The 16666-nt window shown below is 61.6% G+C and carries 11 protein-coding genes; 4 read left to right on the plus strand and 7 right to left on the minus strand.

Annotated features, from left to right (window positions below; genetic code table 11):
- Positions 1-42: 42 nt before the first annotated feature.
- The 4 genes from PV407_RS27870 to PV407_RS27885 all read right to left on the minus strand — a co-directional run bounded on the left by PV407_RS27870 (position 43) and on the right by PV407_RS27885 (position 6639).
- Positions 43-864 (minus strand): sugar phosphate isomerase/epimerase family protein, encoded by an 822-nt coding sequence (locus PV407_RS27870; RefSeq protein ID WP_332093276.1) that lies wholly within the window; start codon positions 862-864, stop codon positions 43-45.
- Positions 865-999: 135 nt separating this feature from the next.
- Entirely contained in the window at positions 1000-2163 is a 1164-nt protein-coding gene (locus tag PV407_RS27875; protein ID WP_332093277.1) for a dihydrodipicolinate synthase family protein, read from the minus strand.
- Positions 2164-2178: 15 nt separating this feature from the next.
- On the minus strand, positions 2179-3330 hold the full coding sequence (locus PV407_RS27880) for a Gfo/Idh/MocA family protein (RefSeq protein WP_332093278.1): 1152 nt from the start codon (positions 3328-3330) through the stop codon (positions 2179-2181).
- A 162-nt stretch (positions 3331-3492) separates the two neighbouring features.
- A complete protein-coding gene (locus PV407_RS27885; protein WP_332093279.1) occupies positions 3493-6639 on the minus strand; it encodes a hybrid sensor histidine kinase/response regulator in 3147 nt (1048 codons plus the stop codon).
- Positions 6640-6879: 240 nt separating this feature from the next.
- On the opposite strand from PV407_RS27885, the gene PV407_RS27890 reads away from it, so the two are divergent.
- Positions 6880-8628 (plus strand): methyl-accepting chemotaxis protein, encoded by a 1749-nt coding sequence (locus tag PV407_RS27890; RefSeq protein ID WP_332093280.1) that lies wholly within the window; start codon positions 6880-6882, stop codon positions 8626-8628.
- A gap of 81 nt (positions 8629-8709) precedes the next feature.
- Here the strand turns inward: PV407_RS27890 and PV407_RS27895 are convergent, their stop codons facing one another.
- Positions 8710-9540 carry an AraC family transcriptional regulator gene (locus PV407_RS27895; RefSeq protein WP_332093281.1) on the minus strand — a complete coding sequence of 277 codons (831 nt, stop codon included), beginning with the start codon at positions 9538-9540 and terminating at the stop codon, positions 8710-8712.
- A 246-nt stretch (positions 9541-9786) separates the two neighbouring features.
- Entirely contained in the window at positions 9787-11130 is a 1344-nt protein-coding gene (locus tag PV407_RS27900) for an ABC transporter substrate-binding protein (protein ID WP_332093282.1), read from the minus strand.
- A 284-nt stretch (positions 11131-11414) separates the two neighbouring features.
- On the opposite strand from PV407_RS27900, the gene PV407_RS27905 reads away from it, so the two are divergent.
- Complete coding sequence (locus PV407_RS27905) at positions 11415-12311, plus strand: helix-turn-helix transcriptional regulator (RefSeq protein WP_332093283.1); 897 nt, start codon at positions 11415-11417, stop codon at positions 12309-12311.
- A gap of 15 nt (positions 12312-12326) precedes the next feature.
- Here the strand turns inward: PV407_RS27905 and PV407_RS27910 are convergent, their stop codons facing one another.
- Positions 12327-15092: a glycoside hydrolase family 2 protein gene (locus PV407_RS27910; protein WP_332093284.1), complete on the minus strand. Its 2766-nt coding sequence runs from the start codon at positions 15090-15092 to the stop codon at positions 12327-12329.
- Between the two features lie 175 nt (positions 15093-15267).
- Here PV407_RS27910 and PV407_RS27915 point away from each other — a divergent pair, with 175 nt between their 5' ends.
- Positions 15268-16200, plus strand: a complete 933-nt coding sequence (locus PV407_RS27915; protein ID WP_332093285.1) for an ArsR/SmtB family transcription factor — start codon at positions 15268-15270, stop codon at positions 16198-16200.
- 278 nt (positions 16201-16478) lie between these two features.
- On the plus strand, positions 16479-16643 hold the full coding sequence (locus PV407_RS27920) for a hypothetical protein (RefSeq protein WP_332093286.1): 165 nt from the start codon (positions 16479-16481) through the stop codon (positions 16641-16643).
- The last annotated feature ends 23 nt before the right edge of the window (positions 16644-16666 follow it).

The raw sequence follows: 16666 nt of genomic DNA on the forward strand, positions 1-16666 counted from the left end.
GAAACCGCCGCGGGCGTGCCGGCGCGCGAGAACGCGAAGCGCTTACACGTGCTCCAGGTAGCGCTCCTTGATCAGCGCCAGCGCCTCGTCGCCCGGCATGTCCCATACTTGCCGGTTGAAAATTTCGACCTCGATCGGTCCGTCGTAGCCCGCCGCTTCGACGGCGTGGCGCATCCGGCGCAGCTCGATGACGCCGTCGCCCATCATTCCGCGGCCCATGAGCAAATCCGGCACCGGCACGATCCAATCCGACACGTGGAAGCCGAGGATGCGGCCTCGCGCGCGCTCGATTTGCTTGTACAGCTCCGGGTCCCACCAGACGTGAAACGCGTCGACGACGACGCCCACGTCCCGCGCGTCGAACCGCTCCGCGAGCGAATTCGCCTGCGCCAGCGTATTGATGACCGACCGCTCGGCGGCGTACATCGGATGAAGCGGCTCGATGCCGAGCTTCACGCCGTGCGAGCGGGCGAACGGCGCAAGCTCCTCGATCGCTTCGGCGACCGTCTTGCGCGCGAAGTCGATGTCGCGGTCCGGCGCCGGTCCGCAGACGAGCACGAGCACGTCGGTGCCGAGCTCGGCCGCCTCCTCGACGGCGCGGCGGTTGTCGTCGAGACGCTGCCTGCGCTCCTCCGCCGTCGCCGCCGGGAAGTAGCCGCCGCGGCACAGGCTGGAGACGCGAAGGCCCGCGTCGCGCACGAGCCGTTTGCTCTCGGCGAGCCCGGCCTCGGCGACTTTGTGCCTCCACAAGGCGATCCACGGCACGTCGGCGCGAACGGTCGCTTCGACCGCTTCCTTCATGTTCAGCCGGTCGGTCGTAATTTGGTTCAAGCTCAATCTATCGATGGAACGTAAAGGCTCCATACGGCTTCCCTCCCGTAAATGTACTTCATCCGCACGCAATCGGGCAAGGCCCATATTCGGCGAAAAATAGCGGCGCGGACAACCGGACCGGTCGCTCGCCGGCCGCGGTCGCCCGTCCGCCTTCCTTCGCCCGCCTTACACGATCCCGGCGACCGCCAGCACGCGGTTCATCCGCTGCACGGCGAGCTCCGGATCGGCGAGAAGCCCCGCCTTGTCGGCTAGCGTGAACAGCTCGGCCAGGTGGACGATCGAACGCGCGCCCTCCGCGCCGCCGATCATCCGGAAGTGCGGCTGATGCCCGTTCAAGTAAGCCATAAACACGATGCCCGTTTTGTAGGCGTACGTCGGTCTTTGGAAGATGTGCCTCGACAAGGCGACGGTCGGCTCCATCACCGCCTCGTAGCGGGCGAGGTCGCCCCGATCGAGCGCATGGAGCGCCTCCGCGGCGGCCGGCGCGATCGCGTCGAATATGCCGAGCAGCGCATGGCTGTACCCTTGCTCGTCGCCGCGGATCAGCTCCGGATAATTGAAGTCGTCGCCCGTGTACATGTTGACGCCTTCCGGCAGCAGACGCCGCATGCGGATTTCTTTGTCCGCGTCGAGCAGCGATATTTTGATGCCGTCGACTTTGTCCGCGTTCGCGCGAATGACCCGCAAGCAGACGTCCATCGCCGCGTCCAGGTCGTCTTTATGGCCCCAATAGCCGGCGAGCGCCGGATCGAACATGTCGCCCAGCCAGTGCAAAATGACCGGCCGCTTCACCTGCCCCAATATCCGCGAGTAGACGCGCTCGTAATCGTCCGGTCCTTTGGCGCATGCCGCCAAAGCGCGGCTCGCCATCAAAATGACTTGACCGCCCTCGCCCTCGACGAAGCCGACCTGCTCCTCGTAGGCCGCCTCCACGTCTTCGAGCGTCACGTTCGGCCCCGGCGCCAAATGGTCCGTGCCCGCTCCGCTGGCGATGCGTCCCCCGACCGTCCGCGCTTCCGCGACGGACCTGCGAATCAGCTCCTTGGAGCGGTTCCAGTCGAGCCCCATCCCGCGCTGGGCCGTATCCATCGCTTCCGCGACGGCGAGGCCGAGCTTCCATAAATGATGCCGGTATGCGAGCGTCGCGTTCCAATCGATCTGCGCGTTGTTCAGCGGATCGGCGTCCGCGAACGGATCGCAGACGACGTGCGCGGCCGAGAAGGCGACGCGACCCCGGAAGGGGCCCGCCGGCGCGGCGAATCCTTTCGCCTCGCCCGGCGCGTATTCGTAAAGCTGTCCCCCGGCGCGGGGGAGTAGCAGTTTGGCCATCGGTCCCTCTCCTCCTTACAGGCTCAGCTTCGGCACGTCGATCCAGCGGCGCTCCTGCCACGATTGCAGGCCGAGATCGGCGAGCTGGGTCCCTTTCGCCCCTTCGAGCAAATCCCAAGGGAACGGCGCGTCGACGACGACATGCTTCAGGAACATTTCCCACTGCACTTTGAAGGCGTTGTCGAACGTTTGATTGTCCGGCACTTGCACCCATTGGTCGCGGAATTTGAACGGATTCGGAATGTCCGGATTCCAAACCGGCTTCGGCGTATTGACGCGATGCTGCGTCTTGCAATCGCGCAGGCCGGCCACGGCGCTGCCTTCCGTGCCGTCGACGGTCAGCGTCAGCAGATCGTCGCGGTCGACGCGCACCGCCCAGGACGAGTTCGCCTGCACGATGATGCCGCCTTCCAGCTCGAACGTCGCGTAAGCGGCGTCGTCCGCCGTGCATGCGTACGGAACGCCCTGCTCGTCCAGCCGCTGCGGAATGTGCGTCGCGGCGAGACACGATACCGACTTCACTTCCCCGAACAAATTATCGAGGACGTACCGCCAATGCGCGAACATATCCACGATAATGCCGCCGCCGTCTTCTTTGCGGTAGTTCCACGACGGGCGCTGTCCCGGCTGCCAGTCGCCTTCGAACACCCAATAGCCGAATTCCATCCGCACGGACAAAATGCGTCCGAAAAAGCCGGAATCGATCAGCCGCTTCAGCTTGAGCAGTCCCGGAAGGAACAGTTTGTCCTGCACGACGCCGTTTTTCACCCCGGCGCTGCGGGCGATGCGGGCCAGCTCCAGCGAGCCCTCGAGATCGACGGCCGTCGGCTTCTCGCAATAAATGTGCTTGCCGGCGGCGATCGCCTGCTTGATGCTTTCCGCGCGGCGAACCGTCGTTTGGCTGTCGAAATAAATTTCGTTGTACGGATCGGCGAGGCATGTCTCGAGATCGGTGCTCCAGCGCGCCACGCCGTGAGCTTCCGCCAGCGCCTTCAGCTTGTGCTCCTGTCTGCCGACGAGAATCGGGTCGGGCATAATGACGTCGCCGTTCGGAAGCGACACTCCGCCTTGACTCCGAATCGCGAGAATCGAACGGATCAAATGCTGGTTCGTTCCCATCCGTCCCGTAACCCCGTTCATAATGATGCCGATATTGCGAATGGCCATGATCATTAGCTCCCTTCGTTTGTATACCCGTATTGTAATGCAGGCGTAAGCGCTTTTTCTTACAACTCCGGGAACCGGATTCTTAATTTCGGAAGCGACATTCGCGGCGCGCCGAAAAGCGCCCTCCGTCTTCCGGCCGAAGACAAAGGGCGCCCGGTCGCATTATTTTCGCGGGATGACGAAGCTGACGGTCGTCCCTTCGCCCGGCACGCTGCGAATCGTCAGTCCTTGCCCGTACAGCCGCTTGAGCCGCCGGTTCGTATTGGACAGCCCGATTCCGCTCCGGCCTCCGGCCGACGGTCTCTCCTCCAGCAGCGTCTCGATTCTCTCCCGCGTCATTCCGTCGCCGTCGTCCTCGACCGCAACGAGCGTCGCGTTGTCCCGGCGTTCGATCCGGATGCGGACCGTCCCGCCCTTTTTCCGCACGAGCAGGCCGTGCTTGACCGCGTTTTCGACGAGCGGCTGGATCGTCAGCGGCGGGAGAAACGGATCGACGCCCGGTTCGACGTTCCATTCGACGGTCAACCGGCTCCCGAACCGTTCCCGCTCGATATACAAGTAGGCGCGGACAAGCTCCATTTCGTGCGACAGGGGGACGAGCTCGCCGGCGTTCAAAAAGTCGAAGCTGATCCGCAAAAACGACGCGAACGCATGGCCCAGCTTGCGCATCCGCTCCGTGTCGATATCGCTCAGCGCCATGATCGAGTTCAGCGTATTGAACAAAAAGTGCGGATGAATTTGCGCCTGCAAATAGGCGGCCTCCAGCCGCAGGCGCTGCTCGACGGACCGCTTCAGCGTCGTGAGCAGCCGAATGCGAGCCTTCAGCTCGAGCGCGTCGACCGGCTTGGCGACGTAATCGTTCGCTCCGGCGTGAAAGCCTGCATAAATGTCGGCCGGCTCGCTGCGAGCCGTCAGCAGCAAAACGGGAAGCTCCGACACGGAGAAACGCTCCCGCACGATTCGCGTCAGCTCGTAGCCCGACATATGCGGCATCATGACATCGACGATAAGCAGGTCCCACGGCTCCTCGTCGAGCAGCTCCAACGCTTCGCGGCCGGATGACGCCGTCCGCACGCGGCAATCGTCTCCCGCCAGCATGCCGGTCAGCACCTTCAAATTGACGGGATCGTCGTCGACCGCCAAAATGCTCGTCCGCTCTCCCGCCATAACGTTCGCCGGGGCCGCGTTCCCGGCCGCCGCCTCGTTCGCGGACGCTTCCGCCGAACCGGCCGTGACGGCTTCGGAAGCCGCTCCGGCGCCCGCATCCGTTTCCCCCGGCGAAGCCGGCGAAATCGCCAAAACGGGTACCTCCGCCTCGACGGCGTCCGGCGCCGTTTGCGCGAGCGGAAGCCCGAAATGAAAGACGGTGCCTTTGCCCGGCTCGGAATAAGCTTCCAGGCTGCCGTCGTGCAGCTCGACGAGCTGCTTGCATATGCTGAGGCCGAGTCCGATTCCTCCGCTTTCCCCGGCTCCCTGCTCGTAAGGCAGGAAGATGCGCGACAGCGTTGCTTCGTCCATCCCGGCTCCGGTATCCGAAACTTCGATGACCGCCCGGCCGCCCCGGACAACGGCGGAGACGGTCACGTTTCCTTTGTCGGTAAATTTGATCGCGTTATGGACGAGGTTGAACAAAATTTGCACGAGCCTTTTCTCGTCGGCCAAGACGGGAGGCATCGAAGGCGCGATGCGCAGCTCCAGCTTGACCGGCCTTCCTTCGACCATATAGCGCAGCATGCTGAACACGCCGGCTACGACCGCATCGAGACGCAGCGGCTCCCGACGCAGGACGATGCGCTTGTCCTGCAGGCGAGCGATGTCGAGCAGCTCGTCGACCATATGCGACATGCGGCGGCTGATCGTGATGAGCAGCTCCAAATTGTCGGCGCTGTCGCGGCCGATCGTCCGTTTTTCTTTGTCCGCCACGGTCTGGGCGATATTCATGATGCCGTGAAGCGGCGTCCGAAGCTCGTGCGACGTATTGGCGAGAAATTGGTCTTTCAGCTTGTCGGTCATGCGAAGCTGCTCGTTCAGCTTGGCGTTTTCCGCCGTATTCCGGAAATACCGTTTGAACCAGTACGACGAAAACCCGACGATGGCCGCAATAATATCGAGCGGGTAATAGACGTTCACTTCGACGATGCCTCTGCTTTTCAGCGAGCCCCAAACGACGCTGGAAACGATGCTCGCCGCGGTGATCATCAGGAAGCCGGCGTCGTTCCTGTTGCGCACAACCATGCGGCCGATCAGGACGCTGAACCAGATCAACGGGAAGACGAACGTAAGCGAAAATATTTTGGCTTCCGTGGAATAATAGACGAGCGTCGCCGGAGCCGCCAACACGAAGGCCGAGTACAGGGCGAGAAACGAGACGTAGATGCGGAACAGCTTGGCGTTCAACCCGAAGCCTGAAAATTTTCCGGCAAGCAGCAAGATGAAAAAGGCGAGCCATTCATAGGAGAGCAGCCTGATTTTCATCATCCAGGTGAAATTGAGCGGCAGCCATTGCAGCAAAATGAGATCGTCGTCGGATACGATCGTCAGGCTCGCCGTGAAAAGCAGAAGCATAAACACGATAAACGATTTTTGCCGCATGTCGAACAAATACAGAATGCCCGCATATATACCGTGCAGCAGCAGGATCACAAACGTCACGAGCTGGAAGCCGATGGAATACCAGCGCTGGGAATCGATCGCCGTCTGCGAGCCGAAGCGGATCGATTCGGCGATGCCGCCGACATTCGGCTGGTCGAAGTTGGCTACGCGGATGAGCAGCTCGATTTGCGTCGCGTCGCCGGCCGTATAGGCGGCGGTGTAGGAAACGTTTTTCGGACGGTACGATTCGGCCCGTTCGGCGACTGTGCCGAATTCCGCGGCCAATTGGCCGTTTATTTCCACGGCCGAGGAAGCTTGAATGTCTTTGATCCAAAACGTATACGGCTGATCCGGACCGGGGGCGACCCGAATCGTCAGCCGGTACGTTCCGTAGCCGAACGACGTATTCGGCTCGCCCGGGAATGCATCTCGCCAATCGCCGGGAACGCGGACATAACGCATGCCGTCGGCGGGCTGCCGCTTCAAATCGTCGTGCGTGACGAAGGCGCCCGGATAAAACTCCCACTCGCCGTCCAAATTGACGGGAAGGGAGCTTCCCATATCCAGCCCGCGCAGATCGAGCACGCCTTGTACGGCGCCCGGATGTTCGGTCGAAGCGAACAGTTCCGACCACGCCCATCGCATGCCCAGCAAAAAGGCGAGAAACAGAACAAGCGCCGCGATATGTTTGGTTATGGAGTAGATTCGAATTCGCATATCCTATATAATTTGACCTCGTCCCTCCTTTTCCTTCTTGCATCGTCGCCGATTCGCTGCCAAATGTAGGACCGGTTCGGGGCCGCAAGTTCGAACGCATTCAGCGATCTCGTTTGACGGCGCTCATCAGTCCCTTCCGGTCGCCCCTTTTCGCGCGCGCGAATTTTTGAAAAAAAACGCTAAACATTTTGTCGGCTCGTGTCGAATAATACGGTATACGCAAAGAGAGGGCGAAACGACATGAACCGAATCCAAAACAGCATCGCGGCCAAGCTGATCCTGATCGTATCCGGCTGCATGGCGCTCCTGTGCGCCGCCATCATCGCGTTCGCGTCGAACGCGCAGCAAAACCAATATTTCGAGGAATTGAAGGAACTGGGGAAAATCGTAAACGATTCGCTTTCCGCCGATCCGGCTCTCATCGCCCGGGCGAAGGAGCAGATCAAGTCGCAGCCTGCGGCCTATCAATCGGCTCCCGAAGCGAAAGCGCTTCAGCAAAGGCTCGACGGCTTTATCGGCTCCGGAAAGCTGTCCAACGCTTATTTGTTTTATCCGGATTCGAAAACGGCCGACGGCAAAACGTACCTGGTCATGATGCTGGCGAACAAGAAGCTGTACGACGGCGGTCTGAAGCCGATGACCGATTACGAGCTGACGCCGGAATTCATGGAAGCTTACGACGAGGCGCTTCGATCCGGCGTCGGGATCACGGACGCCTACCGGGATCAAACCGGAACCTGGGTGAGCGTGCTTTTTCCGGTAGCGGGCGAAGGAAACGGGACGATCGCCTACGCGGGCGTCGATTTCGAATACGGAAGCGTTCAGGCCGAGCTGAGGCGGGAAATTTGGATCAACATATCGATCGGCCTCGTTCTCGGCGCGCTGTTCATCGCGATCGTCGGACTCGCGATCCGGTTCATGCTGAAGCCGGTCCGGCAGCTGACGCAATTGTCGCAGCAGGCGGCCAAAGGGGATTTGACCGTATCGATCCCGGTTCGGCAGCGGGACGAAATCGGTCAGCTGGCCGACCACTTCAACGCGATGATCGCCGGCATCCGCGAGTTGATCGGCGGCGTTCGGGAGCTCGGCGTTCAGGTCGGCCAATCGGCGGAAACGCTTCAGGCGAACGCGGACCAAACCGCAAAAGCGGCGGAGCAAGCGGCCGCCGCCGTTCAGGAGGTAGCCGCCGGGGCGGAGCAGCAAATGCAGAGCGCCGGGGAAAGCTCGCGGGCGATGGCGGAAATGGCCGCCGGCATTCAGCGGATCGCGGAATCGGCCGGAGAAGCCGCCGAAGCGTCGTCGCAGGCGTACAAGCAGGCGGAGCAAGGAAACGAGGAAATTCGCGCCAATGCGTCGCGGATGGATTCGATCCGGCAAACGGTCGAACGGTCTTCGGCCGCGATCGCGGAGCTCGGCGAGCTGTCCCGGCAAATCGGGCACATTACGGAGGCGATCGCGGATATCGCCGGACAAACCCATCTGCTCGCGCTGAACGCCGCCATCGAGGCGGCCCGGGCCGGGGAGCACGGACGCGGCTTCTCCGTCGTCTCCGACTCGATCCGCAAGCTGGCCGAGCAGTCGAGGCAGTCTTCCGAGCAGATCGGCGGACTCGTGCGGACGATTCGCGAGCAGACGGAGCGGGCGGCCCTGGATATGCGGGACGGCACCCGGGAAGTGCAGGGGCTGGCCGTAATCGTCGAGCGGATCGGGGACACTTTCGGACAAATCGTCCGCTCCGTCGAATCGGTCAACCGCCAAATGCACGAGGTGTCCGCATCCACGGAGCAAATGTCGGCCGGCAGCGAGCAGGTGACGGCGTCCATCGCGGAGCTTTCCGCCATATCGCAGCGGTCAGCGGCGGCTTCCCAGAGCGTGGCCGCCCAATCGGAGGAGCAGCTCGCTTCGATGGAGGAAATTACGGCTTCGGCGGCTTCCATGCGGGAGCTGGCCGGCCGGCTGCGGCAAACGGTCGAGCGCTTCAGGCTGTAGGCTCGCTCCCGCTGCCAAAAAGCGCCCCGGTCCGGACGGACGGGGCGCTCTTTCGCATTCGCGGACTTGGACGGCGGACGGCTATTCCAGCTGCGCCGGCTTGTTCAGCTCGCGGTACGATTTCGGCGACAGCTTGGCCACCGCTTTGAACGAACGGTAAAACGTCGACACGGAGTCGTAGCCGACCTCGAAGCAGATCGAAATAATGTCTTTGCCCGTCTCGGCGAGCAGCTTCTGGGCGAGCCGGATCCGCACCTCGGTCAAATATTGCATCGGCGTCAGCTCGTACCGTTCCTTGAAAATGGTGTTGACGTGCCTCGTGCTGATGCCCAGCTTGGAGGCGATGTCGACCGCGGTCAGCGGCTCGAAATAATGCGAGTCGATGTAGCCGCGAATTTTTTCCGCCCGCAGCCGGTTCGAGTCGCTTCCCGCCGTTCGGGATTGCGTCGAGCGGGCGAGCGTCAGCAGCAGCTGCGACAAGTGGATTTTGAGCGACAGGCGGCCGAGCATCGACGCGTCCTTGGACTGCTCGAACAGCATTTTGCGCAGCAGCTGGCGCAGCTCGCTGCCGACGAACAAGTTCGGCTTCATCAGCACGGAAGCCGGGAATCGGCCGCGCAGCAGCAGCTCGGCCATCTCCGGGTCGAGCGCCGACTCGTCGAACGCGAGGACGAGCAGCGTCAGCCGCGAATCGGACATGACGGCATGGACGGAGTACGGGACGATCAGCGCGGTGTCGTTGGCCTCGAGCCGGCTTGTGTCTCCGTCCAGCCTGATCGTGCCTTCGCCTTCGAGCACGAACAGCAGCTGGTAGCTCTGATGGTGGTGCTCGGCGACGAGATGGCCGCCCATATGCTTTTGCTCGTATATATCGATCGGATTCCGGGACAAGTCGATCCATTTGATCGTCATGGCGTGGCGAAGCCTCCGTTGCGTATGCCGAAGCGTTGCATTCAATGCCATTTTATCGCGACGGGCCCGTCGTTACAACACCGTTCTCGAAACGGGGGCTCTGTGGTAAGATGGGGGGTGACGCCCTCCGTGCGGCCGATTTTGCCGCGGCACAAACAAAACAAACATGCGCCCGCTCCAAAATGAAAGCGGATGCATGTTTGCCGTTGCCAACGGTCTAGCCGCGCGGCCGATGCGGTTCGCCGCCTATTTTCGTTTTTGCAGCTGCTCCTGGATATGCTTGTTCAGCTCTTCGTCCGCGGTGCGGAGCGCGGTGTTGATGTCCGCCGTTTTATCGACGACGGCTTGGAACGCTTTGTTCGTAATCGAATCGACGGTCCCTTCGTTCAAAAATTGGACGGCCACCATCGGCGCCATTTTCGGCTTCGTCATCGCCGCCACGTTTTTGCCCTGAAATTCCGGAATGCCTTTGCCGAACTGGTCTTTGACCGTCTGCGAATTCAATACGGTCATGCGGCCGTTCCGCACGATCTCGGTCTGCACCTCGTCCGACAGCAGCGCCTCCAGCACCTGCAGCGCGGCGTCCTTCGCTTTGCTCTGCGCCGTGACGGAAAGCACGGGACTGTCGAGCCGGTGGCCGACGCCCGGCGCCTTTTTGTTCGACGGGTACGTGACGACGTCCCATTGCATATTCGGCGTTTTGCGCAGCGCGGCGAGCGTATTGCTGTAGCCGGCCAGCATCGCCAGCTCGCCCTTCAGAAACGACTGCTCGTTCGCGCTGTAGCCCAGCGTCTTGTAGCTGCCGTCCATCAGGCCGGGAATCGCGTACAAGCTTTCCCACAGTTTCATGAGCTCCTGCCAGTCGTCCGTATTCAACGTCGCTTTGTTCGTTTTGAAATCGGCATAGGGCAAGCTGAGCTGACGGGCGCCGCGGTACAGAAAATCGGCGTACAGGCCGCGGAACTGCACCCCTCCGTCTTTGCGCGTCAGCTTCAGGGAAAGATCGCGCACTTCGTCCCACGTCATGCCGTCCTTCGGATACGGAACGCCGAATTTATCGAACAAGTCTTTGTTGTAGAACAGCCCGAACGGGTTGTGGTACGACGGCAATCCCGTCAAATAAGGCTGGTTGCTGGCCATTTTGACGGCGTCCAGCGCTTCGGGGACGATGCGGGTCAAATCGAACTTGTGCTTTTTGATCAGCTCCTCGATATTGGTCGTCAAGCCGAGGTCGTTCACGGTCGCCAAATTGCCGGGATAAAAGCCGACCAAATCCGGAATGTTGCCCGCCGCGATCAGATCGGTCAGGCTGTTTCCTTTTTCCGACGTGTTGATTCGTTCGACCGTAATATGGGGGTACTTCTTCTTCACCGGTTCCGCCAAATAACGGTTGAAGTCCTCTTCCGAAAATTGGATGTTGCTGGCCGCCACCTTGACCGTAGCGGGCTCGTTCGCCGGCGCCGGCGTCTTCGAGTCCGGTTCCTTCGCGCCGCCTTCGCCTCCGCCGCCCGAGCCCGCGCAAGCGGACAGCAGAACGGCTATGCATCCGGCGACCGCAGCGGTCCTCGATCCTTTCGTCCGTCCATCCATTTGGTTGCCGCCCCCTTCTCGATCGAATCCGTTGAAGCAAGCGCTTTCCTTTCGATGTCTGACCGTCGATACACCCCATTGTAAGGGAGAGCGAACCGCATAAGCTATGCCGAAAACCGTACATTTATAGTACAAAACCGTTCTTTTCGGGACGTTTTTCGCGAGCCCGGCCCGACAAAAAAAAGGCGCGTTCGCCGTCCCTGCGCCGGTCGAACATGCCTTCGTCGTCCGCTTCGTTTTCGCCGCGTTCCTCCAGCGAAATGGCCCGGGAAAGGAGCCTCGACATGCATTGTCTCGAACTGCAGTTTCCTCCGCTGCCGCAGCTGCTGACGGTCAACCAAACGACTTTCCGCAAGCAGGCGGTTCATTTCGAGCGGACGTTTCCGCTGTACGATGTCATTATCGTGCGACGCGGCCGCTTTTACATTACGGAGGAGGACACCGCCTACGAGCTTCGCGATCATCAGATGATCGTGCTGGAGCCGGGGAAGCGCCATTACGGACATAAGCCGTGCCCCGAAGATTCCTTGCTGTATTATTTGCACTTTCGGCACGCCCCTCCGATCCGGACGGTGCGCGCCGATCATATTCCGTGGAACGCCGTCTTTCCCGTCACGACCTATCGCGATATGGAGCCGCGGCCGCACAGCATGTACATTCCCAAATTCGCCGAGCTGAACGTGCACCGGTACGAGCCGCTGGTGACCGAGATGGTCAAGCTGCGGGATCGTCCCATACTCGAGCATATGCTGCCGCTGCAGGCGATGCTCGGCCAATTTCTCGTCATGCTTCAGCAGGCGGCGCGGAGCCGGTCGTTTTCCCGCAGCGAGCAAGTATGCGACATGATCATCCAATATTTGCACGCCCGCCTGGACCGGCCGTTCCGTCTCGACGACATGGCCGCGCACCTCAATTTCTCGCCCGACTACTTGTCGAAATGTTTGAAAAAGCATACCGGCCTGACGCCGCTTCATTATTTGAACCATATCCGCATCGAGCGCGCCGCCGCCCTGCTCGCCGATCCGAACTTGACGCTGCAGCAGATCGGCGAGTCGGTCGGAATCGCCGACTACAATTACTTTTTCCGGCTGTTCCGCCGCTACGCCGGCATGCCGCCGGCCCAATACCGGAGCGCGCTGTTCGCCGCGGGCGGAGGCGAGGACGGGCGGCGCGGACGATAGCCGGCACGGCGCCGGTTATTCGCAGCGAACGAGCAGGTCGATCGGGTAACGGCCGCCGTTTCGGCCGTACAGCGCGAGGCCGCCTTCGTCCGCCTGCAGCGACAGCGTCAGCCTGCGGCTGGCGTCCAGCTTCGCGGCCATGCGGCCGGGCACGCCGACCCGGCATAAGTAGCCGTAGGAGCCCGCTTCGTCCAGCTTGTTCGAAACCGGCTGATAATGCCACGACAGCACGCCGCGGCTGTCGGCCGGATCGTCCGGCAGGACAAATGATTCGACCGTCTCGCCGTCTATGGCGACCGTCAGGCGGGATTCGTGCCGCTTTTCGTCGGTCATATAGTACGTGTTCGGATTGCGCTCCGTATCCGCGTCGGCGCCGTGCATGAACGAAATATCCGGCTTGACGTACTCCTTGCCTTCGACGTTTCGCGTAAGCAGCCGTTTCGCCCCGGCTTCGAATACGATCTCGACGCCCTTGAGCAAAGGAAGCTCCTCGCGGCTCGGCAGCTCGATCTCGTAAACGAAAGCCCCGGCCGGGCCGCCGTTCGCTTTATGCCCCTGCAGCGCATTCCATTGATACGCGAACGTATGGCTCGCGAAGTCCGCGACCGGAACGCGGACCGTTCGGCCGGACGCGCCGCGCGGCCATGCGTCGCCGGCATCCGCGCCCCGCACGTCGAACGTCGTGAAGTTGCGGGAGACGACTTCGCCTTCCGGCGTCGTCAGCCGGACGGCGAGAACGGCCACGGCGTCGCAATCCGGCAGACGGACCGTCAGCGGCGCGAGCGGCGATACGCCGTACCCGTTCCAATCGAGCTCGGCGCTCCCTTCGTCCGCCACCGTCCGCACGCCGAGACGGTCGTACCAGAGCTCCCACCGGAGAACGAGCCGTTTTCCGAAATGGCGGTCCGAGAAGCTGGAGCGCGCAAGCGCCACCTCCCGTACGCCGCCCGCCTCCGCCGTCGCGCAAGGCGGCGCGTCGATGACGATAAAATCGGGCGAATGCAGGTCGGCGATCGTCATCCCCGGCACGAACCAGTCGTAGCCGAATCGCTTTTCCTCGCCGTTCAGCCGGTAGTAGCCGTTAAATTCGTTGATGACGTCGCGGAACTCGGTGAAGACGAAGCCGCAGAGTTTGTCGTGCCGGCGGAATTCGTTCAGCATATACCGGTAATGCCAGGCGAGGTCGCTGTCGCCCGCCCCCCCTTCAATGCCCCATACGTTGCCGCATTCGCTGTTCAGCAACGGCGCGTCGTTCTGCGCGAAGCCTTCGCAATAATTGTACGGGGAGCCGGGATACGTACGGTCGACGACGTCGCTCACATGCTCCCGCACCTGCTCGTAGCCGTTGATATAAAAATGCCACGTGTTCAAGTCCGTTTCGACATGGTCCCGGTTGCAGGGCGAATTGTCTTCCACGAGCCGGGTCGGATCGAGCCGTTTGGCCAGCCGGTACATGTCGCGGACCCACGCCTGCGTCTCGGGCAAATACCGTTTCGCGGGAATCCAGTCCCGCGCCCGGTCCGGCGCTTCGTCGTCGGTTTTCAGTCCCCACGTCTCGTTGAATAGGACCCACGAAAAGATCGACGGATGGTTGAAATCGCGCGCGATCAGCTCGCGGACTTCGCTTTCGTACGCCGCCCGGGCCGTTTCGTCGGGGTTGCCCCAGAAGCACGGCATATCCTCCATGACGAGAATGCCGAGCTTGTCGGCCCAATACAGCTTGCGCGGCTCCTCCGGCTTGATGTGGATGCGGACGAAATTGAGGCCGAGCCGCTTCATTAAGTAAATTTCGTCCCGCATGTCCGCGTCGGTCGGATACGTGAAGTAACCGGCGGGATTGTACGACTGGTCGAGCGTGCCGTTCAAATAAACCGGCTTGCCGTTCAGCGTAATCCGGCGGTAGCTGCGGCCGTCGACCAAGGCGGTGCCGATTTCGCGAATGCCGAAATAGGTGGAGACGACGTCCTCCTCCTCGCCGGTATCGCGCGCGAGACGCACTTCCCCTTCGTACAAATGGGGCGTCTCCGGGCTCCACAGGCGCGGCTCGTCGACCGTAAACGAGACTTTCGCCTCGTTCGCGCCCTGCCGCAGCTCCAGTTCGAAGCGATGCGCGACCGCGCCGCCGTCGAAGCGGAACGAAAGCTCCGCCTTGCCGGGCCGCTTCGCCTCGATTTCGGCCGTCACGTCGATGCGGCCGTCGATATGCGTAACGAACCGGGCCGCTTGGATATAGCTGTTCCCGCGCGCCTCCAGCCAAACCGGCTGCCAAATGCCGCGTATTTCGCCGTAGCCTTGCTTGCCGCGGGTTTGATAGCCGTTGTCGCGGTCTTCCGCCCTCACGACGATCGTATTGCCGCCTTCGCGTTTCCATAGAGGCGTCACGTCGAACTCGAACGAGCCGTAGCAGCCCGCATGCGAGCCGGCATGCACGCCGTTGACCCAAACGTCGCAGTCGTAATCGACCGCGCCGAAGCACAGAAACAGCGTCGCATCGGCTTTGGCCGGCGACCAGTCGACGACGCGCCGGTACCAGCCGGCCCCTTTCCGGTTTTCGCCGACGCCGGACAGCGGGCTGGCCCACGAAAACGGAACCTCGATGCGCAGGTCGTACCCGGCTTCTTCCTCGGCCGGCCGTCGCGGCTCGCCTCCGCCTTCGTCCGAATCGAACCGGAACGACCAGGTGCCGTTTAAACTGAACCAATCCGCTCTCTCCCGGTCGGGACGCGGAAATTCCGGGCGAGGGACGCCCGTCCCGGTTGCCGCTTGCATCGGAGTAATCATGAATGAACACGACCTTTCCTCGGTTTCATCCCCATTCTACCCCATGTATATATGCTTTTCAATGTATATTACATTTTTATAATATTTGATTCAGGCAATAAGCATGACTTTTTTACAATGATTTCGTCATGGTGTAAACTGATACTAGTCCAAGCACCCGATAAGGAAGAGGTTCATGAGCGACTTTAAACAAGAACAGATCCGGTATCCCGCTTCCCGCATTACCGAAGTCGCCAAGGCGCTGTCCGGCGACTTGCGCGTGCGCATTTTGGAGGCGCTCGGCGAAAAGCCGATGAGCGTCTCGCAGCTGGCGGAAGCGCTCGGCGCCGCCCAGCCGACGATGACGATCAACATTCAAATGCTGGAGCAGGCCGGCCTCATCGTCTCCGCTCCCGGCGCCAACCGGGAAAAAATTTGCTCCGTCCCGTGCAAAACGATTCTGCTCGAGCTGCCCGTCAGACCCGGAGACGGCTTGCACCGGATGGAAGAAATCCATATGCCGATCGGCATGTACTCGTTTTGCCGGATCGAGCCCACATGCGGCATGGCCGGCAAGGACGGCGCCCCGATCGGATCGATCGACGATCCGCGCGTCTTCTATATGCCGGAGCGGACGGACGCTTCGCTGCTTTGGTTTTCCGGCACCGGCAGCGTCGAATATTATTTTCCGAACCCGATCCCGCCCGGCGTGCCGCTCGACGAGCTGCGCATCGCCGCCGAAGTATGCTCGGAGGCGCCGAGCTTCGATATGAACTTCCCCTCCGACATCTCGCTGTTCGTGAACGACCGGCTCGTCGGAACGTGGCGCAGCCCGGGCGACTTCGGCGACCGCAAAGGAAAGCTGACGCCGGACCGCTGGTTTAACGGCACCGAATACGGCATGCTGACGGAATGGAAGGTGACGAAGGACGGCGGCTATGCGGGAGGCGCGCGCACGTCCGGGACGACGCTGGCCGATCTCGCCCTGCACTACCGCGAGCCGATCCGCGTCCGCTTCGAAGTGAGCGAAGACGCCGAATGCAAGGGCGGCCTCAACTTGTTCGGCTCGGGCTTCGGCGACTACCCGCAAGATATCGTCATGTCGTTCGTCCGTACGGGCGAACGGTGACGAGGCGATGCCGGCAGGCGGATGTCGAAATGGCGGTCCTTCGGGACCGCTAATTTGCGTCTTCTAAAGCTGCGCACGGAATAACGGGCTTTGGGGCGTTTGATTTCGCCGGTTTCCCCCCATTCAGCCTCGTTCGGCATCGCTTTCCGCGCAATAAGGGGCCCGAACATCCGCTATTCCGGGCTGTGCCCCGCTTATGCCTTCGCCCGAGCCGTATAAAATCGAACCCACGGTGGAAAATTAAACCTTGTTGTTACGGCAAGGGAGGAGGTGTCAGCGTGGCCAATCCGAAAAACCGGCCGTCCAAAGCGGACGTGCAGTCGACCGACCTGAACAAGCTGCCCGTTCCGGGCGAAAACGATACGGAGTTTTCCGCGGAGGAAGCGGCCGAAGCTTTCGAACAAAACGAAGCGGCGGGTCGCACGACCGGAAACGAAGAATAATGCGGTCGCCTGACCTATAAAAA

It is taken from the genome of Paenibacillus sp. GYB003 (assembly GCF_036577625.1).
Classification (GTDB): Bacteria; Bacillota; Bacilli; order Paenibacillales; family NBRC-103111; genus Paenibacillus_AB.

Excerpts from the sequence above, each read along its gene's own strand:
- PV407_RS27910 (WP_332093284.1), bottom strand. The coding sequence starts at position 15,092 with ATGATTACTCCGATGCAAGCGGCAACCGGGACGGGCGTCCCTCGCCCG.
- PV407_RS27915 (WP_332093285.1), top strand. The coding sequence starts at position 15,268 with ATGAGCGACTTTAAACAAGAACAGATCCGGTATCCCGCTTCCCGCATT.
- PV407_RS27905 (WP_332093283.1), top strand. The coding sequence starts at position 11,415 with ATGCATTGTCTCGAACTGCAGTTTCCTCCGCTGCCGCAGCTGCTGACG.
- PV407_RS27900 (WP_332093282.1), bottom strand. The coding sequence starts at position 11,130 with ATGGATGGACGGACGAAAGGATCGAGGACCGCTGCGGTCGCCGGATGC.
- PV407_RS27895 (WP_332093281.1), bottom strand. The coding sequence starts at position 9,540 with ATGACGATCAAATGGATCGACTTGTCCCGGAATCCGATCGATATATAC.
- PV407_RS27885 (WP_332093279.1), bottom strand. The coding sequence starts at position 6,639 with ATGCGAATTCGAATCTACTCCATAACCAAACATATCGCGGCGCTTGTT.
- PV407_RS27870 (WP_332093276.1), bottom strand. The coding sequence starts at position 864 with ATGGAGCCTTTACGTTCCATCGATAGATTGAGCTTGAACCAAATTACG.
- PV407_RS27890 (WP_332093280.1), top strand. The coding sequence starts at position 6,880 with ATGAACCGAATCCAAAACAGCATCGCGGCCAAGCTGATCCTGATCGTA.
- PV407_RS27880 (WP_332093278.1), bottom strand. The coding sequence starts at position 3,330 with ATGGCCATTCGCAATATCGGCATCATTATGAACGGGGTTACGGGACGG.
- PV407_RS27875 (WP_332093277.1), bottom strand. The coding sequence starts at position 2,163 with ATGGCCAAACTGCTACTCCCCCGCGCCGGGGGACAGCTTTACGAATAC.